21 protein-coding genes are annotated in these 21,446 nt (G+C 63.5%); 10 read left to right on the top strand and 11 right to left on the bottom strand.

The genetic code is table 11. From position 1 onward, the window contains the following. The first annotated feature begins 52 nt into the window (after window positions 1–52). The 6 genes from pqqA to DV532_RS01940 all read left to right on the top strand — a co-directional run bounded on the left by pqqA (window position 53) and on the right by DV532_RS01940 (window position 5,209). A complete protein-coding gene (pqqA, locus tag DV532_RS01970) occupies window positions 53–124 on the top strand; it encodes a pyrroloquinoline quinone precursor peptide PqqA (RefSeq protein ID WP_003243383.1) in 72 nt (23 codons plus the stop codon). A 79-nt stretch (window positions 125–203) separates the two neighbouring features. Beyond that, complete coding sequence (pqqB, locus tag DV532_RS01965; RefSeq protein WP_056805572.1) at window positions 204–1,115, top strand: pyrroloquinoline quinone biosynthesis protein PqqB; 912 nt, start codon at window positions 204–206, stop codon at window positions 1,113–1,115. Window positions 1,116–1,260: 145 nt separating this feature from the next. Beyond that, window positions 1,261–2,016, top strand: coding sequence for a pyrroloquinoline-quinone synthase PqqC (gene pqqC, locus DV532_RS01955; protein WP_056805575.1), 756 nt, complete (start codon window positions 1,261–1,263; stop codon window positions 2,014–2,016). Then, complete coding sequence (pqqD, locus tag DV532_RS01950) at window positions 2,013–2,288, top strand: pyrroloquinoline quinone biosynthesis peptide chaperone PqqD (RefSeq protein WP_056805578.1); 276 nt, start codon at window positions 2,013–2,015, stop codon at window positions 2,286–2,288. Before pqqC ends, pqqD begins: the two co-directional genes overlap by 4 nt. After that, window positions 2,260–3,420, top strand: a complete 1,161-nt coding sequence (pqqE, locus tag DV532_RS01945; protein ID WP_056805580.1) for a pyrroloquinoline quinone biosynthesis protein PqqE — start codon at window positions 2,260–2,262, stop codon at window positions 3,418–3,420. The genes pqqD and pqqE overlap by 29 nt, the downstream gene beginning before the upstream one ends. Further along, on the top strand, window positions 3,386–5,209 hold the full coding sequence (locus DV532_RS01940; RefSeq protein ID WP_056805584.1) for a S9 family peptidase: 1,824 nt from the start codon (window positions 3,386–3,388) through the stop codon (window positions 5,207–5,209). Before pqqE ends, DV532_RS01940 begins: the two co-directional genes overlap by 35 nt. 120 nt (window positions 5,210–5,329) lie before the next feature. Here the strand turns inward: DV532_RS01940 and DV532_RS01935 are convergent, their stop codons facing one another. Together DV532_RS01935 and DV532_RS01930 are read right to left on the bottom strand one after the other, a co-directional pair. Then, on the bottom strand, window positions 5,330–5,488 hold the full coding sequence (locus tag DV532_RS01935) for a YqaE/Pmp3 family membrane protein (protein ID WP_009681539.1): 159 nt from the start codon (window positions 5,486–5,488) through the stop codon (window positions 5,330–5,332). Window positions 5,489–5,641: 153 nt separating this feature from the next. Then, complete coding sequence (locus tag DV532_RS01930) at window positions 5,642–6,922, bottom strand: aspartate aminotransferase family protein (protein WP_056805585.1); 1,281 nt, start codon at window positions 6,920–6,922, stop codon at window positions 5,642–5,644. A gap of 210 nt (window positions 6,923–7,132) precedes the next feature. Here DV532_RS01930 and DV532_RS01925 point away from each other — a divergent pair, with 210 nt between their 5' ends. After that, window positions 7,133–8,056, top strand: a complete 924-nt coding sequence (locus DV532_RS01925; RefSeq protein ID WP_056805588.1) for a LysR family transcriptional regulator — start codon at window positions 7,133–7,135, stop codon at window positions 8,054–8,056. A 257-nt stretch (window positions 8,057–8,313) separates the two neighbouring features. Here the strand turns inward: DV532_RS01925 and DV532_RS01920 are convergent, their stop codons facing one another. The 9 genes from DV532_RS01920 to bioB form a co-directional block, all read right to left on the bottom strand. Continuing rightward, entirely contained in the window at window positions 8,314–10,092 is a 1,779-nt protein-coding gene (locus DV532_RS01920; RefSeq protein WP_056805589.1) for an acyl-CoA dehydrogenase C-terminal domain-containing protein, read from the bottom strand. Between the two features lie 124 nt (window positions 10,093–10,216). After that, window positions 10,217–11,500, bottom strand: a complete 1,284-nt coding sequence (locus DV532_RS01915; protein ID WP_056805593.1) for a diguanylate cyclase — start codon at window positions 11,498–11,500, stop codon at window positions 10,217–10,219. 176 nt (window positions 11,501–11,676) lie between these two features. Continuing rightward, window positions 11,677–13,482: a phenylacyl-CoA dehydrogenase gene (locus DV532_RS01910; protein ID WP_056805596.1), complete on the bottom strand. Its 1,806-nt coding sequence runs from the start codon at window positions 13,480–13,482 to the stop codon at window positions 11,677–11,679. Between the two features lie 283 nt (window positions 13,483–13,765). Next, window positions 13,766–14,062, bottom strand: coding sequence for a hypothetical protein (locus DV532_RS01900; RefSeq protein ID WP_056805599.1), 297 nt, complete (start codon window positions 14,060–14,062; stop codon window positions 13,766–13,768). 123 nt (window positions 14,063–14,185) lie between these two features. Then, window positions 14,186–14,866, bottom strand: coding sequence for a dethiobiotin synthase (gene bioD, locus DV532_RS01895; RefSeq protein ID WP_056805602.1), 681 nt, complete (start codon window positions 14,864–14,866; stop codon window positions 14,186–14,188). 10 nt (window positions 14,867–14,876) lie between these two features. Next, window positions 14,877–15,695, bottom strand: coding sequence for a malonyl-ACP O-methyltransferase BioC (gene bioC, locus DV532_RS01890; protein ID WP_056805605.1), 819 nt, complete (start codon window positions 15,693–15,695; stop codon window positions 14,877–14,879). Further along, window positions 15,688–16,419, bottom strand: a complete 732-nt coding sequence (locus DV532_RS01885; RefSeq protein WP_056805608.1) for an alpha/beta fold hydrolase — start codon at window positions 16,417–16,419, stop codon at window positions 15,688–15,690. Before DV532_RS01885 ends, bioC begins: the two co-directional genes overlap by 8 nt. After that, window positions 16,412–17,584 carry an 8-amino-7-oxononanoate synthase gene (gene bioF, locus DV532_RS01880; RefSeq protein WP_056805611.1) on the bottom strand — a complete coding sequence of 391 codons (1,173 nt, stop codon included), beginning with the start codon at window positions 17,582–17,584 and terminating at the stop codon, window positions 16,412–16,414. Before bioF ends, DV532_RS01885 begins: the two co-directional genes overlap by 8 nt. A gap of 1 nt (window position 17,585) precedes the next feature. Then, a complete protein-coding gene (bioB, locus tag DV532_RS01875; RefSeq protein ID WP_056805615.1) occupies window positions 17,586–18,644 on the bottom strand; it encodes a biotin synthase BioB in 1,059 nt (352 codons plus the stop codon). 89 nt (window positions 18,645–18,733) lie between these two features. Here bioB and DV532_RS01870 point away from each other — a divergent pair, with 89 nt between their 5' ends. The 3 genes from DV532_RS01870 to DV532_RS01860 all read left to right on the top strand — a co-directional run bounded on the left by DV532_RS01870 (window position 18,734) and on the right by DV532_RS01860 (window position 21,385). Next, window positions 18,734–19,465, top strand: a complete 732-nt coding sequence (locus DV532_RS01870; protein ID WP_056805618.1) for a ComF family protein — start codon at window positions 18,734–18,736, stop codon at window positions 19,463–19,465. A gap of 78 nt (window positions 19,466–19,543) precedes the next feature. Then, window positions 19,544–20,308 (top strand): TOBE domain-containing protein, encoded by a 765-nt coding sequence (locus DV532_RS01865; RefSeq protein WP_056805620.1) that lies wholly within the window; start codon window positions 19,544–19,546, stop codon window positions 20,306–20,308. Between the two features lie 102 nt (window positions 20,309–20,410). Next, on the top strand, window positions 20,411–21,385 hold the full coding sequence (locus DV532_RS01860; protein ID WP_056805623.1) for a serine/threonine protein kinase: 975 nt from the start codon (window positions 20,411–20,413) through the stop codon (window positions 21,383–21,385). Window positions 21,386–21,446 lie beyond the last annotated feature (61 nt).

The following is a 21,446-nucleotide window of genomic DNA, read 5'->3' as shown; positions in this document are numbered from 1 at the left end:
GTACCCAAGTAGTAGCTGACACACCCCACCCTCATCCGGAAGGAGTAATTCCATGTGGACCAAACCTGCATACACTGATCTTCGCATCGGCTTCGAAGTCACCATGTACTTCGCCAACCGCTAAGCCCGGCTTACGGTTCAACGCCTCGGCCTGCCGGGGCGTTTTCGTTTATTCGCTACGGTTTTCTGCATAGAGAGTGGCCATGTACATTCAGGTTCTTGGTTCCGCCGCCGGTGGCGGGTTCCCACAGTGGAACTGCAACTGCGTCAACTGCAAGGGCTACCGTGACGGCACCCTGCGCGCCACGGCGCGCACCCAGTCGTCCATCGCCCTGTCCGATGACGGCGTGCACTGGGTGCTGTGCAATGCCTCGCCCGACATCCGCGCCCAGCTCCAGGCTTTTGCGCCAATGCAGCCAGCCCGCGCCCTGCGCGATACCGGCATTAACGCCATCGTGCTGCTGGACAGCCAAATCGACCACACCACCGGCCTGCTCAGCCTGCGCGAAGGCTGCCCGCACCCAGTGTGGTGCACTGACATGGTCCACCAGGACCTGACCACCGGTTTCCCGCTGTTCAACATGCTCAGCCACTGGAATGGCGGCTTGCAGTGGAACCGCATCGAGCTGGAAGGCAGCTTCGTAATCGACGCCTGCCCCAACCTGCGTTTCACCCCGTTCCCTCTGCGCAGCGCCGCCCCGCCCTACTCGCCGCACCGCTTCGACCCGCACCCGGGCGATAACCTTGGCCTGTTGGTCGAGGACACTCGCACCGGCGGCAAGCTGTTCTACGCCCCAGGCCTGGGCCAGGTGGACGACAAGCTGCTGGCGATGATGCACGGCGCCGACTGCCTGCTGGTCGACGGCACCCTGTGGGAAGATGATGAAATGCAGCGCCGTGGCGTGGGCACCCGCACCGGCCGGGAGATGGGCCACCTGGCGCAGAACGGCCCCGGCGGCATGCTTGAAGTGCTCGATGGCTTCCCGCGCCAGCGCAAGGTACTTATCCACATCAACAACACCAACCCGATTCTTGACGAAGACTCGCCCGAGCGCGCCGAAGTGCTGCGCCGGGGCGTGGAAGTGGCCTTCGATGGCATGAGTATCGAGTTATAGGGCCGCCTCCGCACAGCGTAGGAGCGGGCTTGCCCGCGAAAAATGCAACACGGTATAGGGCACCGGCTCCGCCGGTGTTCGCGGGCAAGCCCGCTCCTACAGGAGGCGAGGCGAGCCGAAACCCAGCTTTACAGGAGCCAGCCGAATGAGCGACGCACTGCCAATGTCCCCTGCCGAATTCGAGCAGGCTCTGCGCGCCAAAGGCGCCTACTACCACATCCATCACCCGTACCATGTGGCGATGTATCAAGGCCGCGCCACTCGCGAACAGATCCAGGGCTGGGTGGCCAACCGTTTCTACTACCAGGTCAACATCCCGATGAAGGATGCCGCGATCCTGGCCAACTGCCCGGACCGCGAAATGCGCCGCGAGTGGATCCAGCGCCTGCTCGACCACGATGGTGCGCCCGGCGAAGACGGCGGCATCGAAGCCTGGCTGCGCCTGGGCCAGGCCGTGGGCCTCGACCCAGACCAACTGCGCTCACAAGAGCTGGTACTGCCCGGCGTGCGCTTTGCCGTCGATGCCTATGTCAACTTCGCCCGCCGGGCCAGCTGGCAGGAGGCCGCCAGCAGCTCGCTGACCGAGCTGTTCGCCCCACAAATCCACCAGTCGCGCCTGGACAGCTGGCCGCAGCACTACCCGTGGATCGACCCAGCCGGCTACGAATACTTCCGCACGCGCCTGGGCCAAGCCCGGCGTGACGTGGAGCACGGCCTGGCGATTACCTTGCAGCACTACACCACCCGCGCGGGCCAGGAGCGTATGCTGGAAATATTGCAGTTCAAGCTGGATATCCTTTGGAGCATGCTCGACGCCATGAGCATGGCCTACGAGCTGAACCGCCCGCCCTATCACTCCGTCACCCAGGAACGGGTGTGGCACAAAGGGATCACCCTATGAGTTTCAACCGTAAACAGGTGCCCAACTGGCGCCCCGGTTACCGCTTCCAGTACGAGCCGGCGCAAAAGGGCCACGTGCTGCTGTACCCCGAAGGCATGATCAAACTCAACGACAGCGCCGCCCTGATCGGCGGCCTGATCGACGGCCAACGCGACGTTGCCGCGATCATTGCCGAACTTGCCCAACAGTTCCCCGATGTCCCGGAAGTGGCCGATGACATCGAGCAGTTCATGGAGGTGGCCCGTGCCGAACACTGGATCGTCCTCGCCTGAGTTACCGCCCACGCCCGAGGTCGGCCTGCCCCTGTGGCTGCTGGCCGAGCTGACCTACCGCTGCCCTTTGCAGTGCCCGTACTGCTCCAACCCGCTGGACTTCGCCGCCCAGGGCCAGGAGCTGAGCACCGCACAGTGGTTCAAGGTAATGGCCGAAGCGCGGCAAATGGGTGCCGCGCAAATCGGCTTTTCCGGCGGAGAACCGCTGGTACGCCAAGACCTCGCCGAACTGATCGGCGAGGCCCGTCGGCTGGGTTACTACACCAACCTGATCACCTCGGGCATCGGCCTGACCGAGGCGCGCATCGCCGACTTCAAGAAAGCGGGCCTGGACCACATCCAGATCAGCTTCCAGGCCAGCGACGAGCAGGTGAACAACCTGCTGGCCGGTTCGAAGAAAGCTTTTGCGCAAAAGCTGGAAATGGCCCGCGCAGTGAAAGCCCATGGCTACCCGATGGTGCTCAACTTTGTCACTCACCGGCACAATATCGACAAGATCGATCGCATCATCGAGCTGTGTATCGCCCTGGAAGCCGACTTCGTCGAGCTCGCCACCTGCCAGTTCTACGGTTGGGCCCACCTCAACCGCCTGGGCCTGCTGCCGACCCGCGCGCAGCTGGAGCGCGCCGAACGTATCACCAACCAGTACCGCGACAAGCTCAAGGCCGAAGGTAACCCGTGCAAGCTGATCTTCGTCACCCCCGACTACTACGAAGAGCGCCCCAAGGCCTGCATGAATGGCTGGGGCAACCTGTTCCTCACCATCACCCCCGATGGCACGGCACTGCCTTGCCATGGCGCACGCCAACTGCCGGTGCAGTTCCCGAATGTGCGCGACCACGACCTGCACCATATCTGGTATGAATCGTTCGGCTTCAACCGTTTCCGTGGCTATGAGTGGATGCGCGAACCGTGCCGCTCCTGCGACGAAAAAGAAAAGGACTTCGGCGGCTGCCGCTGCCAGGCCTTCATGCTGACCGGTGATGCCAGCAACGCCGACCCGGTGTGCGCCAAGTCAGCCGACCACAGCATCATCCTCAAGGCCCGCGAGGAGGCCGAAAGCGCCCAGCTCGCCATTGAACAGATGACCTTCCGCAATGAACGAAACTCCCGTGTCATCGCCCGCGGCTGAATTCACTGCGGCCCAGGCGGTAGCCGCCGGCACCGACTTCGCCGAACTCAAGGTGAGTGCCGATGGGCTGTTCTGGCTGGAGTTCCGCCCAGCCGATGGTGCTTGCCGCATCTGGCACTGGTTGCACTACCAAGCCCGTTGCCTGACCCCGGACGGCTTCAGCGTGCGCAGCCGGGTTTACGAGTACGGCGGTGGCAGTTTCTGCTTGAGTGATGACGGGCTGGTGTTCGTCAACGAAAAGGACCAGCAGGTCTACGCGCAGCTTCTGGACGGCTCCACCCCGCGGGCTTTGACTGACGACGCCAGTTGCCGCTACGGCGATGTGCAGTGGCACGACGGCTCGGTGCTGGCCGTCGAAGAGCGCCACGCCGGGCAGGTGGAACATCGCCTGGTCGCTTTGCGCGAGGGCAGCCGCGAGGTGCTGGCCGAGGGCGCCGACTTCTATGCATCCCCCACCGTGAGTGCCGATGGCCAACGCCTGGCGTGGATTGAATGGGACCGCCCGGAGCAGCCCTGGACCGTCACCCGGTTGATGCAGCGCGCACGGGATGCCCGCGGCCAGTGGGGGCCAGCGCAGTGTGTAGCGGGCACTGACGAATCGCTGCAGCAGCCGCGTTTCGATACAGCAGGCCGGCTCTACTGCCTATCTGATCGCCATGGTTTCTGGCAGCCCTGGGGAGAGGCCGACGGCCGCTGGCAGGCGTTGCCTGCCACCCCCGCTGACCATGCCGCAGCGCCTTGGCAGTTGGGTACCTGCACCTGGTTGGCGCTGGGGCCGCAAAGTTACCTGGCCAGCTGGTTCGCCGACGGCTTCGGGCAATTGGGGCTGCGTACTGCCGATGGCCGTACGCAGCGTTTCGCCAGTGCCTATACGCGCTTTCGCAGCCTAGCCATGGATACCGATCAGCTGTATGCCATTGCCGCCTCGCCCATCAGCCCGCCGGCAGTGATCGCCATTGACCGGAGTAACCACGAGGTACGCGTGTTGGCCGGTGGTGCCGAGGTGCTGCCGGCAGAGCAAATCAGCCTGCCACAGTCGTTCCACTATGGCCGTGACGACGCGCAGGCCCATGGTTTCTTCTACCCGGCGGCGCAGTCGCCAAGTGCCGCGCCGCTGGTGGTCTTCATCCACGGCGGCCCCACCTCGGCTTGTTATCCCGTGCTCGACCCGCGCATTCAGTACTGGACCCAACGCGGCTTCGCCGTTGCCGATCTCAACTACCGGGGCAGCACCGGCTATGGCCGGGCGTACCGCCAGGCGCTGCACCTGCGCTGGGGCGAAAGCGATGTGGTCGATGCCTGCGCGGCGGTCGAATACCTGGCGGCTCGCGGCCTGGTAGACGGGCGCAAGGCGTTCATCCGCGGCGGTAGCGCTGGCGGCTACACCACCCTGTGCGCCTTGGCGTTCCATGATGTGTTCCGCGCTGGTGCCAGCCTGTACGGGGTAAGCGACCCGGTGGCCCTGGGCCGGGCCACGCACAAGTTCGAAGGGGACTACCTGGACTGGCTGATCGGCGACCCACTACAGGATGCCGAGCGCTATCGCCAGCGTACGCCGCTGCTGCATGCGGAGCAGATCAAGGTGCCGGTGATTTTCTTCCAGGGCGAACTGGATGCGGTGGTGGTGCCGGAGCAGACGCGGTCGATGCTGGCGGCGTTGCAGGCTAACGGGGTCGAGGCCGAAGGGCACTTCTATGCGGGCGAGCGGCATGGGTTCCGCAAGGCGGAGAACCTGGCGCATGCCTTGGAAGAAGAATGGAAGTTCTATTGCCGGGTGTTGAAGAGATGACCCCCGGGGCTGCTTTGTAGCCCAATCGCCGGCAAGCCAGCTCCCACAGGTATTACACAGGCCTTGATCGCTGCGCAATCCTGTGGGAGCCCGGCTTGCCGGCGATGAGGCCCTGACAGGCTAACGCTTGGCGATGATATACACCGCATGCACGATCCCCGGAATGTACCCCAGCAAAGTCAGCAGGATATTCAGCCAGAAGGCCCCGCCAAACCCCACCTGCAGGAACACGCCCAGCGGCGGCAGGATGATGGCGATGATGATGCGGATAAAGTCCATGCGAGTCTCTCCTGAAAGGGTTACCTCACAGACTAGCCGCCCGCGGCAGAGGTTCCACGGGCAAAAAAAAACGCCCCGGGCCGAATGAAGCAGGCCAGGGGCGATGCGCAGGAACGCCAGACGGTTCGTTGAATTCTGTATTTCGATCAATCGCTACGCCGGCACTTCGCGGCGGGCCTGCTGCTGGGCGTGCAGGCGGGCGAAGGCACGGGCCAGGCGCAGCAGCATCTCGTCGATGTTGCCCTTGCTCACGGTCAGGGCTGGCGAAAAGCGCAGCACATCTGCCTGCGGTGCGTTGAGCAGCAAACCTTCATGCAGGGCCGCCGCCACCAGCTCGCGGGCCAAGTTGTCTTTCAACTGCAGGGCCCAGAGCAGGCCTTGCCCACGTACTTCGCCCTGGCCATAACGCCCGGCCAGGCGGCTCAGGCCTTCGCGCAAGTGGCGGCCATTGTCCTGTACCTGCTCGAAGAAGCCAGGATCCAGCACGGTATCCAGCACGGCCAGGCCGGCGGCGCACATCAGCGCGTTGCCATGGTGGCTGCCTTCCAGTTCGCCGGGCTCGGCGCAACACGCCGTGCCCCGGGCCAGCAACGCTGCCAACGGCACGCCACCGCCCAAGCCCTTGCCCAGGGTGATGATGTCGGCACGCACGCCATAGGTTTGTTCGGCCAGCAGCGCACCACAACGGCCGATGCCGGTCTGCACTTCATCGAGGATGAGCAGGATGCCCAACTCGCGGCACAGTGTTTCTACCCCCTTGAGGTATTCCTGCGTGGCCGGGATAACACCGGCCTCGCCCTGTATCGGTTCCAACATGATCGCCACGGTGCGCGAGTTCACTTCGGCGTGCAGCGCCGCCAGGTCGTTGAACGGCACTTTGCTGAAACCCGGCAAGCCCGGCTCGCAACGGTTGCATGGCAGCGGGTCGGAGGCCGACAAGGCGCCCAGGCTGCGGCCATGGCAAGCTTGGCTGGCCGTGATGATGTGATAGGCACCGTTGCGGTGCAGTTGGCCCCACTTGCGCGCCAGCTTGATCGCGCCTTCGCAGGCTTCGGCACCACTGTTGAGCAAGTAGGCCTGATCGCTGCCGGTGCTCTGGCACAGGCGCTCAACCAGCCTCAGCAAGCCACGGCTGTGGAAGCCGGACCCCGGGTTGATCAGCGCTTGGGCCTGGTTGCCCAGCGCCTTCACCAACACGCTGGGGCTGTGCCCCAGGCTGTTGACCGCGCCACCCTGGGTAAAGTCCAGGTAGGCATGCCCTTCGTTATCCCACAACCAGGAGCCTTGGCCACGTACGAATACCTGTGCTGCGCGTTCGGTGCTGGGCATCAGGCGCTCACGCGACAGCTGCGACGCTTCCGGCACGATCACCGGCGCACGCTTGGGCTCGGCGACGGCGGCAGCGGCCGGGCGGCGCAGGTTGAACAGGTTCATCAGGGCTCCAACCAATCACGGTAAAGGGCGGCCACGGTGCGGTCTGGGTGCCGGCACTCGATATTCTGCCTTGCCTATCAAAAGTGTTTTTCATCCAAGGTAACAATCGACCGATTGATCGCTGTAACCCGTTGGAATACGGCGATAGACTAGGCTTCGCGAGGGTTCTCGACCATTTCGTTTTTCCAGCATTTTCGATAAGTGTTACTTATGGATTTCCGCCAACTGCGTTATTTCGTCGCGGTGTATGAAGAAGGCCACGTGGGCCGCGCGGCCGAGCGCCTGTCACTGTCCCAGCCAGCGCTGTCGCAGCAGATCCGCCAACTGGAACACAGCCTCGACCTGAGCCTGTTCGAGCGCAGCAACAAGCGCCTGCTGCCGACCTTGGCCGCTCATACCCTGTACAACCACGCCCTGCCGCTGCTCGACGGCCTGCAGCGCGCCCACGAGGCCATGCGCAATTTCAAAGGCCAGTCGCTGCGCACTTTGGCCATCGGTGTATTGCAAACCGTGCGGCCGAGCCTGGTGCCACAACTGCTCGAACGGCTGCGCAAGGCACAGCCGCACCTGGTGGTGCAGATCTACGAGTTGTCAGGGCTGGAGATCGAGCGGCGGCTGCTCAACGGCAGCCTGGACATTGGCATCAGCTATCTGCCGCCACGTCAGCCAGGGTTGCATGGCCTGCTGTTGTATGAAGATGAGCTGCAACTGGTCATCCCCAATAGCCACCCGCTCAAGGACTTCAAGAAGGTTTCCATCCGGCAGGCCGCCGAGCTGCCCATGCTGATGCTGGGCGAGGAGTTCCAGATCCGCCAGATCTGGCAGGCGCAGCTAGCCAGCCAGGGGCGTCGGCCGCAGGTGCAGGCGGAGATGAACAACATGGCGGGGATTCTCGACAGCCTGGCCCATACCGCGCTAGCCACCATCCTGCCCGGGCGGGCCAAGGAAGCTGCCGAGGATGATCAGGGGCTACTGTGGAAGCCATTGAGCGAGCCGCGGGTGCCGCTGAAGGTTGGTTTGGTGTTCCGCGACGCCCAGCGCCAGCAGGCCTCTGTAGAGCTGCTGCGCACGCTGCTGGAGGAAGAGACGGACGCCCGGCTGTTGGGCGCATCGCCGCTGGATGTGCTGGCCTGAAAAAAACGCGCACAAGAAAAACCCCGCCGAAGCGGGGTTTTCCAGACTGTTTCCCTGTGACATCCGTATCGCCCCGCCGTCCTGGCAGGTGGTCCCTCGTCGTCATCCTTGATCTGTCCTTTGCGCTTCCTGCGCAACGTCCATGTGGTAAAGATTAACTCTGGATCCAATCTGAGAACAGTGGCGAAACATCACCACGTCGTGTAGGAAAAAGCTTACACGGAGATGTTTGGGCCGCCTCGCAGCCCTAAAGTCCGTCAGAACTGGCCAGCATCCAGCAGGTACAACGACTCACTCCCCGCCTTCACCGACGCCACCAGCGAATTCAGCCGCGGCAGCAAACGCGCAAAGTAGAACCGCGCCGTGCCCAGCTTGCCCGCATAAAACGCCTGGTCTCCTTCCCCCGCCTGCGCTGCCCGCGCCATCAACGCCCACATGTAGGCATAGGCCACGTAGCCAAAGGCATGCAGGTACTCGACCGAAGCCGCGCCAATTTCATTCGGGTTGCCCTTGGCCTGTTCCAGTACCCATTCGGTCAGCCCGTCGAGTTGGTCGAGGCTGGCCGCCAACGGCTTGGCAAAATCGTCCAGTTCGCTACCCGCACTGGCAATGAACTGGCGAATCTCGTCGGCGAACAGCCGGTAGTACGCGCCGCCGCTGGCCACCACCTTACGCCCCATCAGGTCGAGGGCCTGGATGCCGTTGGTGCCTTCGTAGATCTGCGTAATACGCACATCGCGCACCAGCTGCTCCTGCCCCCACTCACGAATGTAGCCATGCCCGCCAAACACCTGCTGGCCGTGCACCGTGCACTCCAGGCCCAGGTCGGTGAGGAAGGCCTTGGCTACCGGTGTCAGCAGTGCCACCAGCTCTTCGCTGCGTTTGCGCACGCTGGCGTCTTCGCTGTACTTGGCACTGTCCAGTTGCATGGCCACGTAGGTGGAGAAGGCGCGGCCACCCTCGATCTGCGCCTTCATGGTCAACAACATGCGGCGTACATCTGGGTGGACGATGATCGGGTCGGCGGCCTTGTCCTTGGCTTGCGGGCCGCTCGGCGCGCGGCTTTGCAGGCGGTCGCGGGCGTATTCCACAGCATTCTGGTAGGAGCGTTCGGCCGAGGCCAGGCCTTGGATACCAACACCCAGGCGCTCGTAGTTCATCATGGTGAACATGGCCGCCAAGCCTTTGTTTGGCTCACCGACGATATAGCCGACTGCTTCGTCGAAGTTCATCACACAGGTGGCCGAGGCCTGGATGCCCATCTTGTGCTCGATCGAGCCACAGGTGGCCGGGTTGCGCGCGCCCAGGCTGCCGTCTTGGTTGACCATGAACTTCGGCACTAGGAACAGCGAAATCCCTTTCGGCCCCGCCGGTGCATCTGGCAGCTTGGCCAGCACCAGGTGGATGATGTTCTCGGTCAGGTCGTGCTCGCCACCGGTAATGAAAATCTTCGTGCCACTGACCTTGTAGCTGCCGTCAGCCTGGGGTTCGGCCTTGGTGCGGATGATGCCCAGGTCGGTGCCAGCGTGCGGTTCGGTCAGGCACATGGAACCGGCCCACACGCCGGCGTACAGGTTCGGCAGGTACTTTTCCTTCAATGCCTCACTGGCGTGGGCATTGATCGACAGGCAGGCACCGGCGGTCAGCATCGGGTACAGGCCGAAGGCCAGGCTGGAGGCGTTGACCATTTCCTCGACCTGGGCCGAGATAGCCTTGGGCATGCCCATGCCGCCGAACAATGGGTCGCCGCCCACGCCCACCCAGCCGCCTTCTGCATAGGTGTTGTAGGCCTCGATAAAGCCCGCCGGTGTGCGCACCGCGCCGTTGTCCCAGTGGCAACCCTCTTCATCGGCAGCGCGGCTGAGCGGCGCGATGGTTTTCGCGGTGACCTTGCCGGCTTCTTCCAGCACCGCCATCGCCGTGTCGGCATCGACTACTTCAGCCAGCCCGGGCAACTGCGCCCACTGCTCGGCTACGTTGAAGACTTCATTCAGTACGAAGCGCATGTCGCGCAGGGGCGCTTTATAGTCGGCCATGACAACCTCTCGCTAGTCGGGTCGGGGCGGTCTCGGGGAACCGCGAACACTGGGTTGCAGGCAGTGTAACCGAACAACTTTTACGAGACATAGGGTCATCACTAGACCGCACGGTCTATTCCGGTCACGCCATGCGCACTGCCCCACGCTGCGATTGTTGCCCATGCACCATGACACAATTGCGCCCTGCGCCCTTGGCGCTGTAAAGCGCCTGGTCGGCGGACTTCAACACGGCCTCGGGGTTACGATGATCGGCCTGGCGCTCGGCCACGCCGATACTGATGGTGACCGATACCGTGCCGCCGCCACTGCCGGCCCGCCGGTGGCGCCCGGCGGTATCGTCCTGGGGGCGGTTGTGCTGGTCACGCAAGTGCATCACGTAGTTAGCGATCACCTCGCGCACGGCTTCCACGTGCGGCACGCATTGCTCGGCGGTCTTGCCGGCAAACACCAAGGCAAACTCCTCGCCGCCATAACGGTAGGCCCGGCCGCCACCAGTGACTTTGGACAAGCGGCTGGCGACCAGGCGCAGCACCTGGTCGCCCACATCATGGCCATGGGTGTCATTGAATTTCTTGAAGTGGTCGACATCGCTCATGGCAATCACATAGTTGCGCCCCAGGCGCTGCATGCGCTCGTTCAGCGCCCGGCGGCCCGGCAGGCCGGTAAGCTCGTCGCGGAAGGCCATCTGGTAGGCCTCATGGGCCACCGCTGCAGCGATCATCAGCATCACCTGGCTGCACATGATGTTCAGGGTGAACGGCAGGATGAAGGTTTGCGGCAGCATCCAGAAAATGCCCAGCAGCCCTGTGAGCAACGCTGCGTGCAGTGGCCGCGGTGCGCGCAAATACTGCACCACCAACAGGATAAATACGCCGAGAAACAGCGGGTAGGCCATTTGGATCAAGCTCATCCAGTGGCCGTGCAGGGTCGGCCAGCGGATTTCCGCCAGCCATGTCAGTAGCGCCTCGGGGTAACTTTGCTCCAGGGCCACCGCCACGCTGCCCACGGCGAACAGTACTGCACCGCGGGCGACCAGGTCCTGCAGCAGGTGGGTGCGCTCTTGCCAGGCGCCGTACAGCCCGAACAGGGCCGGCAGCAGCAGGCACACCAAGTGGAAGATCACCGCCGCGTCATCGCGCACACGGCCATGGTCGCGGTAAAAGTCGGTCTGGGCGTCGAGCAGGAAGTAGGCGATGTACACCGTGAGCATCAGGAACAGCTCGCGCTGGCGGCGGTACACCGCACAGTAGGCGCCGCCCAACAGCAAGACCAACGTAGGCAGGACGTTAAACAACGATGTGAAAAAGACACTGAGGTCTCTCACATAGGCCGCGGCAAGCCCTGCCAGCAACAGAATCAGCGAAGGCAGAAAGTGACTTGCGCGAACAGCGTTAAAACGAAACAAGGGTAATCTCCAACCCGGCAGATCAATGATGGCATTGTGCCCCTACTTCATCGGCAGCGCACATGAACAGTTGAATTTGCAGATGGATTGAATGGTCTCATCGCCAGCAAGCGGCCCTAGAATGCAAAAACCCGCCTGCCGGTGAAGGCAGGCGGGTTTGGTCTACAGCAGTAGGATCAGTACGACAGGCCGAAGTGCTCTTCGTCCATCGCCATCAGGTTGTTGGCACCCGACAGCATCGTCGCCACATGGGTACGGGTACGCGGCAGAATGCGCTGGAAGTAGAAGCGCGCGGTTTGCAGCTTGGCCGTGTAGAACGCCTCTTCGCTGGTGCCGGCTGCCAGCTTTTCGGCCGCCAGGCGAGCAATGTCGGCCCAGAAGTAGGCCAGGCAGGCGTAGCCGGAATACATCAGGTAGTCGACCGAAGCCGCACCCACTTCTTCACGGTCCTTCATGGCGGCCATGCCCACTTTCATGGTCAGTTCGCCCCACTCTTTGTTGATGGCTGCCAGCGGTTCGACGAACTCCTTGAGCGCCTCAACGCCTTCCTGCGCTTGGCAGAACTTGTGCACGATCTTGGTGAAGCCCTTCAACGCTTCGCCTTGGGTCATCAGCACTTTACGGCCGAGCAAGTCCAGCGCCTGAATGCCGGTGGTACCTTCGTACAGCATCGAGATACGGCTGTCGCGCACGTTCTGCTCCATGCCCCACTCGGCGATGAAGCCGTGGCCGCCATAGATCTGCACACCGTGGTTGGCGGCTTCGAAACCTACTTCGGTCATGAACGCCTTGGCGATCGGGGTCAGGAAAGCCAGCAGCGCGTCGGCCTTCTTACGCTCTTCTTCATCCTGGCTGTACTTGACGATGTCCACCTGCTTGGCGGTGAAGTACACCATTGCGCGGTTGCCTTCAGCGAACGCTTTCATAGTCAGCAGCATGCGCCGCACGTCCGGGTGGACGATGATCGGGTCAGCGGCCTTGTCCGGTGCTTTCGGGCCAGTCAGCGAACGCATTTGCAGGCGCTCACGGGCGTACTTCAGGCCACCCTGGAAAGCCACCTCGGCATGCGCCAAGCCTTGCAGCGCGGTACCCAGGCGAGCAGTGTTCATGAAGGTGAACATGCAGTTCAGGCCTTTGTTGGCCGGGCCGATCAGGAAGCCAGTAGCGCCGTCGAAGTTCATCACGCAGGTGGCATTGCCGTGAATGCCCATTTTGTGTTCGATGGAGCCGCAGCTCACGCCGTTGCGCTCACCCACGCCACCTTCGGCGTTGGGCAGGAACTTCGGCACGATGAACAGCGAAATACCCTTGGTGCCGGCTGGGGCGTCCGGCAGGCGGGCCAGGACGATATGGACGATGTTGTCGGCCATGTCGTGTTCACCGGCGGAAATAAAGATCTTGGTGCCAGACACCTTGTAGCTGCCGTCGGCCTGCGGCTCGGCTTTGGTGCGCAGCATGCCCAGGTCGGTACCGCAGTGGGGTTCGGTCAGGCACATGGTGCCGGTCCACTCGCCGGAAACCAGCTTGGTCAGGTAGGTGTGCTGCTGCTCGGCAGTGCCGTGCGCGGAAATGGTGTTCATCGCGCCGTGCGACAGGCCTGGGTACATGCCCCACGACCAGTTCGCACCACCGACCATTTCGCTCAGGGCCAGGCCCAGCGATTCTGGCAGGCCTTGGCCGCCGTGCTCGACGTCATGCGCCAGGCTTGGCCAGCCACCTTCGACGAATTGTTCGTAGGCCGCTTTGAAGCCGGTTGGGGTTTTCACGCCCGACTCGCTCCAGGTGCAGCCTTCCTGGTCACCCACACGGTTCAGCGGCGACAGCACCTGCTCACAGAACTTCGCGCCTTCTTCGAGGATCGCGTCGACCATGTCAGGCGTGGCGTCCTGGCAACCCGGCAGGCTCTGATAGTGCGCCTCATAGCCGAGCAGTTCGTCGCGAACGAAGCGGATATCACGCAAGGGGGCTTTGTAGTCAGGCATTGCGATGAACCTCTGGGTGAGTTCTGTGGGGTAAGCAGCGCTTGGCGGCCGTCGATCAAACAGTTGTTTGAAACTTACGTTTAGCACCGACTTATGTCAAGGAGGGACTATGGTGCCATTTACGCCACGAAAAATGGCAAAACAGCCATGGCATGGCAAACCCCTTGTAGGAGCGGGCTTGCCCGCGAATGGGCCCGGCCAGGCAAAATGGCTGCCTGATCGGATGCATTCGCGGGCAAGCCCGCTCCTACAGGGAAGGCGGGAGCTTAGGGCGGACGCCGTATCAGGCGTAGGTGTCGATGAACCGGCCGAGCATTTCGTCGGATGCTTTGGCGACATTTGCGCCAAGCTCGACTTCATGTTTGCCTACGGCCAGCTGCACCGTGCTGGTAGCCAAGTCCATCTGCTGGCTGCGGTCGACTGCGCGCAGGCGTTCAGCCTGAAAATCGCTGGACTGGCTGGTGGCGGTACGTTCGGCGCTGATGTTGGCGATCTGGCCTGCGGCCTGATCGACGCGGTTCTGGCCGGTGTGGATTGCGCTCAGGCCCGCGTAGTAGGCGGAGCTACCGGTGATTTCCATGTCAGGACTCCATAGACGCTGGATGACAAACAGGCACAATTAAAGCAGCCCAGGCACAAAAAGACCCGTTTAAATCCCTAATGGCCTGGTGCCATTTGATAGGCCTTGGGTATGCCTACGCCGCTAATCCAACAAATCCAGCTGCAAATGCTCAGCCACCCTATCGGCACTGGCCTGCTTGAGCTTGGGCACCCGCCCCAGGCATGGCGCCGGCAAGCGCTCGGCTAGGCTGGCCAGGTTCTCTTCCAACCTTGAGGTGCGCGGCTCGATAATGTTCGCCACCCAGCCCGCCAGTTGCAGCCCATCACGCTCGATCGCCTCAGCACTGAGCAAGGCATGGCTGATGCAGCCCAGCCGCACTCCCACCACCAAAATCACCGGTAGTTGCAGCGCGACGGCAAGGTCGGACAGGTTCTCCAGGCCCGACAACGGCACACGCCAGCCGCCAGCCCCTTCGACCAAGGTGAAATCGGCATTTTGTTGCAGCACGTTGCGCATCGCCGCCAGCAGCTCGGGCACGGCAAGTGTCACCCCCGCCTCGCGCGCGGCCACATGCGGCGCGATGGCTGGCTCGAAAGCAAACGGGTTGACCTGCTCATAGGGCAACTTGACCGTGCTTTCATCGATCAGCGCCTGGGCATCGCTATTACGCAAGCCTTTCGCCGTCATCGTGCAGCCGGAGGCTACCGGCTTGGCCCCGAGTGTGCTCATGCCCTGCAACCGCGCCGCATGCAGCAACCCGGCGGCGATAGTGGTCTTGCCGACATCGGTATCGGTACCGGCAATGAAATAGGCCTGACTCATTTCGCTCCCCTTACGCCTGTGGCTTGCGCAACACACCATAGACCACCTGATAGGTGGCGGGCAGCCCCTCGGGCTGGCGAAATGCCTCATAGGCCTGCAACAGGCCCTGCATGCGAGCCCGGCCGGTGAGGCCGGAAGGGCGGCCAGGGTTCAAATTGTGCGCACCCAACGCCTTCAGTTCGTGGGTCAGGCTGCGCACATCCGGGTAGTGCAGCACATGCGGGCAGCGCTGCAGCCCAAGCTGTTCAAAGCCACTGGCAGCACACAGGCGCTGATAGTCCTCGAAACGGCGGAAGCGGTTCACATGCACCAGACCATCCACCGCCTGCCAACTGGCACGCAGTTCATCGAGAGTGCCTACGCACAGGCTGCTGAAGGCCAGCACACCGCCGGGGCGTAGCACCCGCCGCGCTTCTGCCAGCACGCTGGCGAACTGGTCGCACCACTGCACGGCCAGGCTGGAGAACACCAGGTCGACGCTGGCATCACCCAGCGGCAAGCGCTCGGCGTCACCGGCCACGTGATAGTGCGCCCCGCCCCGCTCATCGCGGGCATGGCGCAACATGCCTTCGGCGATATCCACCGCTATGCCGCTGGCCTGGGCAAAACGCGCGGCGAGTATGCGGCTGAAATGGCCGGTGCCACTGCCCAGGTCCAGCCAACGCGATGGCTGCAAGCCTGCCGGCAACTGCGCCAGCAAGCTCAAGCCCACCGCACGCTGCAAGGCCGCCACGCTGTCGTAGCTGGCCGCGGCGCGGGAGAACGAGGCTGCCACCTGGCGCTTGTCGGGCAGCGCGCCGGGCAGGGTCGGACGGGAAAGGTCAGTCATCGCCACTCTCATGCAGGAAACTCTTGATGCCCGCCGCCAGTTCCTGTGGGTACTCCAGCAGGAAGGCGTGGGAACTGTCTTCGACCAGGCCCACTTCCACATCGGGCAGCAACTGGCTCAGCGCCTTCGCCGCCTCTGCTGGCACCAGCGCATCACTGCCGGCGAACAGGTGCAGCTGTGGGCCACCATAGGCCTGCAGGGCTTCGCGGGTATCCAGTTTGGCCAGCACCTCAAGGCCGGTGGCCAGGTACAGCGGGTCGGTGTCTGGCACGCCGACACCCAGCTGGCGCAGCAAGGTGCGGGGCTGCAGAGCACCGTCGCTGCACAAGCTGCGGAAGCGTTTGAGGGTGACCTGGGTATGGCTGCGGCAGCCATCGAGGAAGGTGCCGAAGGTGTCTTCGGCCATGCCGTGGGGCCAGTCCGACCGAGCTACGAAACTGGGGTTGCAGGCCAGGGTCAACAAGCCGCAGCAGTGGTCGCCGCGCTTGTGCGCCAAGGCGCTGGCCAGCATGCCGCCGAGCGACCAGCCGCCCAGCCAGACATCGTTGGGCAGCTTGCGGTCAAGGTGCTCGACCCAGGCCTGCACATCACTGTGGGCCAGTTCCGGCAAGGGCATCAGTTCAACCTGCAAGCGGGCATCCTGGGCGCGCAGGCTGGCGGCCAGCGGTTCCAGCGCAGCAGTGCCCAGGCCCCAGCCGGGCAGCAGAACAAGGCGATTACGCATCGGCGTTCTCCAACTGTGGATAACACTCGGCCAATGCATTCAACAATAGCTGCACCTGCGCCTGGCTGTGAGCAGCGCTTAGGGTCACCCGCAGGCGTGCGCTACCCGCCGGCACCGTCGGTGGGCGGATGGCCGTCACCAACAGTCCGCGCTCGCGCAGCATGCGCGACAGGCGCAGGGCCTGCGCGCTGTCGCCGATGACGATCGGCTGGATCGGCGTGGGGCTGTCCATCAGCTGCAGGCCGATTTGCTGCGCGCCTTCGCGGAACTGCCGGATCAACGCCGCCAAGTGCTCACGGCGCCAGGTTTCCAGGCGCAGCAGCTCCAGGCTCTTGAGCGTGGCACAGGCCAGCGCCGGGGGCTGGCTGGTGGTGTAGATGTACGGGCGGGCGAACTGCACCAGCGCCTCGATCAGTTCTTCGCTGCCGGCAACAAATGCCCCAGCGGTACCACACGCCTTGCCCAGTGTGCCGATCAGCACCGGCACCTCATCCACGCCCAGGCCGAAATGCTCGACGATACCGCCGCCTTGGGTACCGAGGGTGCCAAGGCCATGGGCATCGTCGACCATCAACCAAGCGCCGCGGGCCCGGGCCACCTCGGCCAGGGCCGGCAGGTCGGCCAGGTCGCCGTCCATGCTGAACACGCCGTCAGTCACCACCAGCGTGTTGCCGACGGCTTTGTCCAGGCGGCTGGCCAGGCTGGCCGGGTCATTGTGCAGATAGCGGTTGAAACGGGCGCCGCTAAGCAGCCCACCATCCAGCAGGGAGGCGTGGTTCAAACGGTCTTGCAGCACCGTGTCGCCCTGCCCCACCAACGCAGTGATAGCCCCCAGGTTGGCCATGTAGCCGGTGGAGAACAGCAGCGCGCGCGGGCGCCCGGTGAGCTCGGCCAGCGCCTCTTCCACCTGATGGTGCGGTGTGCTGTGGCCGATCACCAGGTGCGAGGCACCGCCACCGACACCCCAGCGCTCGGCGCCGGCCTGCCAGGCAGCGACCACCTCGGGGTGGTTGGCCAGGCCCAGGTAGTCATTGCTGCAGAAGGCCAGCAAACGCTGGCCGTCGACCACCACTTCCGGCCCCTGCGGGCTCTGCAGTAATGGCCGCTGCCGATACAGGTCTGCGGCGCGCCGTTCGGCCAAGCGCGCCGCCAGGTCAAAGGCCATTTCAGGCGGTCGCGGCGTTGTAGAACATCTCGTTGCTGCGCTGCTCGACCAGCGCCTGCTCGATGGCCGCCTGGTGCACTTCGTCAGCGTGTTCTTCGCGCGCTTCGGGCTTGATGCCCAGGCGCTCGAACAGCTGCATGTCCTTGTCGGCCTGCGGGTTGGCGGTAGTCAGCAGTTTTTCGCCGTAGAAGATTGAGTTGGCGCCAGCCATGAAGGCCAGGGCCTGCATTTGCTCGTTCATTTGCTCACGGCCGGCGGACAGCCGCACATGCGACTTGGGCATGAGGATACGAGCCACGGCCAGCATGCGGATGAAGTCGAACGGGTCGACGTCTTGTTCCTCGGCCAGCGGGGTACCGGCTACCTTGACCAGCATGTTGATCGGCACCGACTCCGGGTGCTCCGGCAGGTTGGCCAGTTGGATCAACAGGCCGGCGCGGTCGTCCAGCGACTCGCCCATGCCCAGGATACCGCCCGAGCAAATCTTCATCCCGGCATCACGTACGTAGGCCAGGGTCTGCAGGCGCTCGCTGTAGGTACGGGTGGTAATGATGCTGGTGTAGAACTCTGGCGAAGTGTCGAGGTTGTGGTTGTAGTAGTCCAGGCCGGCTTGGGCCAGCGCCTTGGTCTGCTCCTGGTCGAGCTTGCCGAGGGTCATGCAGGTTTCCAGGCCCATGGCCTTCACGCCTTTGACCATCTCCAGCACATAGGGCATGTCCTTGGCCGACGGGTGCTTCCACGCCGCGCCCATGCAAAAGCGGGTAGAACCGATGGCTTTGGCGCGGGCGGCTTCTTCCAGCACCTTTTGCACTTCCATCAGCTTCTGTTTTTCCAGCCCGGTGTTGTAGTGGCCGGACTGTGGACAATATTTGCAATCTTCCGGGCACGCACCGGTCTTGATCGACAGCAGGGTCGAAACTTGTACGCGGTTGGGGTCGAAATGCGCGCGGTGCACGGTCTGCGCCTGGAACAGCAAGTCATTGAACGGTTGCTGGAACAGCGCCTTGACCTCGGCCAGGGACCAGTCGTGACGTGTTGTTGCAGTTGTGCTGGCGCTCATCGGCGTTTCCTTGTTTAGGCTTAAGCTGGCGCCGGGACAGGAAAGCCCGCCAGCGCATCACGGATAGCTCGCATAGTCATGGAAGGCCTATGAACTGTCAACCGCATTACAAAGCACTGGTTTACAACTGCTCACTTATTAATCAATTTTGCTTGCTGTGCGATGAGCCAGCTGAGCAGGCTTATCCGCTGTGCGTTGCTTGTGAGCAAGAACTACCCTGGCTGGGTGATCACTGCCTGCGCTGTGCGCTGCCCTTGCCTATGCCCGGCCTCACGTGCGCCCCATGCTGTCGTCGCGCGCCGGCTTTCGAGCAGGCGATCGCGTTGTGGCAATTCGGCTTTCCGGTGGACAGCTTGATCAGCCGCTTCAAGCACAACCGCCAGTGGCCTTTGGGGCGGTTGATGGCCGAGTTGCTCGGGCACGGCCTGTTGCATCGCATTGCCGAAGGCCTGCCCCGGCCCGACTTGCTGTTGCCGGTGCCTCTGGCCAAGCGTCGACTGCGCGAGCGGGGGTTCAACCAGGCGACAATGCTGGGGCGCTGGTTGGCGGCGCAGCTGGGGGTACGTTGCGACGAACGGTTGCTGGTGCGCACCCGGGAGACGCCTGCGCAGCAACAACTGGATGCCCAGGCAAGGCGGCGCAATTTGCGCCAGGCGTTTGCTGTCACAAGCGAGCTGAGAGGTAAGCATGTCGCCATTGTCGATGACGTATTGACCACCGGTGCCACTGCACAGGCTGTTGCCCTGGTGCTGCGCCAGGCAGGGGCGCGCCGGGTGGATGTGTATTGCCTGGCACGCACGCCCAAGCCAGGTTATGTGTGATTTCAAAGGCCTCGGCTCACTTGACTGGCCCGAACAGGAGAGGCACCGTCCCTTCATCCATTAATGACTTCATCACCTATGCCGCTGCCCACCGTTCTCACTCAGCACATCGCCCGCCGCCCCCAGCGCATCGCGCTGCTGCACCACATTGCCGAGCAGGGCTCGATCACCCGCGCCGCCAAGGCCGCCGGGCTCAGCTACAAGGCCGCCTGGGACGCCATCGACGAGCTCAACAACCTGGCCAGCCAGCCCCTGGTCGAGCGCAGCACCGGCGGGCGTGGCGGTGGCGGTGCCCGCTTGTCGCAGGAAGGCGAGCGGGTACTGCGCCTGTATCAGCGCCTGCAGAGCCTGCAGGCGCAAATCCTCGAAGCTGCCGAACAGTCCAGTGACCTCGACCTGCTTGGGCGCCTGATGCTGCGCACCAGCGCACGTAACCAGTTGCAGGGCCAAGTCAGCGGCCTAAGCCGTGAGGGCCGGCATGATCGCATCAACCTGGCATTGGCCGGTGGGTTGCAGATCGAAGCGTTGATCACCCATGACAGCACTGCGCGGCTGGAGCTGACGTTGGGGACGATGGTGGTAGCCCTGCTCAAGGCCGGCTGGGTGCAGTTGCTGGCCGAAGGGGAACAAGCCAAAACCGGTAGCAACTGCTTGCGGGCGACGGTACAGGAGGTGCTGACTGAGGCTGATGGGCCCAGCGAGGTCCGCCTGGCGCTGGGCAACGGGCAAACGTTGTGTGCGTTTGCCGAGGCGGATTGGTTGGTTGCGCAACAGCTGCAGAATGGCAGTACGGTGCGGGCGCAGTTTCATCCGTCCTATGTGTTGCTCGGGGTTCCTGCGTAGCCTGGCCGCGCAGCGTGCGGTTGGCGGGCGCGCCCGCGAAGAGGCCGGCACAGGCATAACGCGCTACCATGGCCCACATGCCGTTTACTCCCCGGAGCCTTCATGTCCCACCCCTTCGCCACCCTCACCCCCGACCTGGTCCTGGACGCCGTAGAAAGCCTGGGCTTTCTCAGCGATGCCCGAGTGCTGGCGCTGAACAGCTACGAGAACCGCGTCTACCAAGTGGGTATCGAGGGCGCGCAACCGCTGATCGCCAAGTTTTACCGCCCAGGCCGCTGGAGCGATGCCGCCATTCTCGAAGAACACAGCTTTACCGCTGAACTGGCCGACTGCGAAGTCCCGGTGGTTGCACCGCTGCAGCAGGATGGCCGCACCTTGTTTGAACACCAAGGTTTCCGTTTCACCCTGTTTCCCCGTCGCGGTGGCCACGCCCCCGAGCCGGGTAACCTCGACCAGCTCTACCGCCTCGGTCAATTGCTCGGCCGCCTGCATGCCGTGGCCGCCACCCGCCCGTTCGAACACCGCGAGGCGCTCGCTGTGGACAACTTCGGCCACGCTTCGCTAAAGACCTTGCTCGATGGCAACTTCGTGCCGCGCGAGCTCCTGCCGGCCTATGAATCGGTTGCCCGCGACCTGCTCAAACGGGTGGAGGATATCTACGCCCGCACGCCGCACCAGCTCATCCGCCTGCATGGCGACCTGCACCCCGGCAACCTGATGCACCGCGACGAGGTTTATCACGTCGTCGACCTCGACGACTGCCGTATGGGCCCAGCGGTGCAGGACCTGTGGATGATGCTGGCCGGCAGCCGCGAGGAGCGCCTGGGGCAACTGGCCGAGCTGATCGACGGCTACAACGAGTTCCACGACTTCGACCCCCGCGAGCTGGCCCTGATCGAACCTCTGCGCGCCCTGCGCCAGCTGCATTACAGCGCCTGGCTGGCGCGGCGCTGGGACGACCCGGCGTTCCCGCCCAGCTTCCCTTGGTTCGGCCAGCCCCGTTACTGGGGCGACCAGGTCCTCGCCCTGCGCGAGCAGATGGCCGCGCTGGATGAAGCACCGCTTAAATTGTTCTAGAAGCATGCTCGCCTCTGTCTACAATAGGCGTCGCTTTATTTAGCTACCTAAGCAAGGATTC

This window comes from Pseudomonas sp. Leaf58 (assembly GCF_003627215.1).
Lineage (GTDB): Bacteria > Pseudomonadota > Gammaproteobacteria > Pseudomonadales > Pseudomonadaceae > Aquipseudomonas.
The sequence above is the reverse complement of the archived record's forward strand: the minus strand, read 5'-3'. Positions and strand labels throughout refer to the sequence as shown.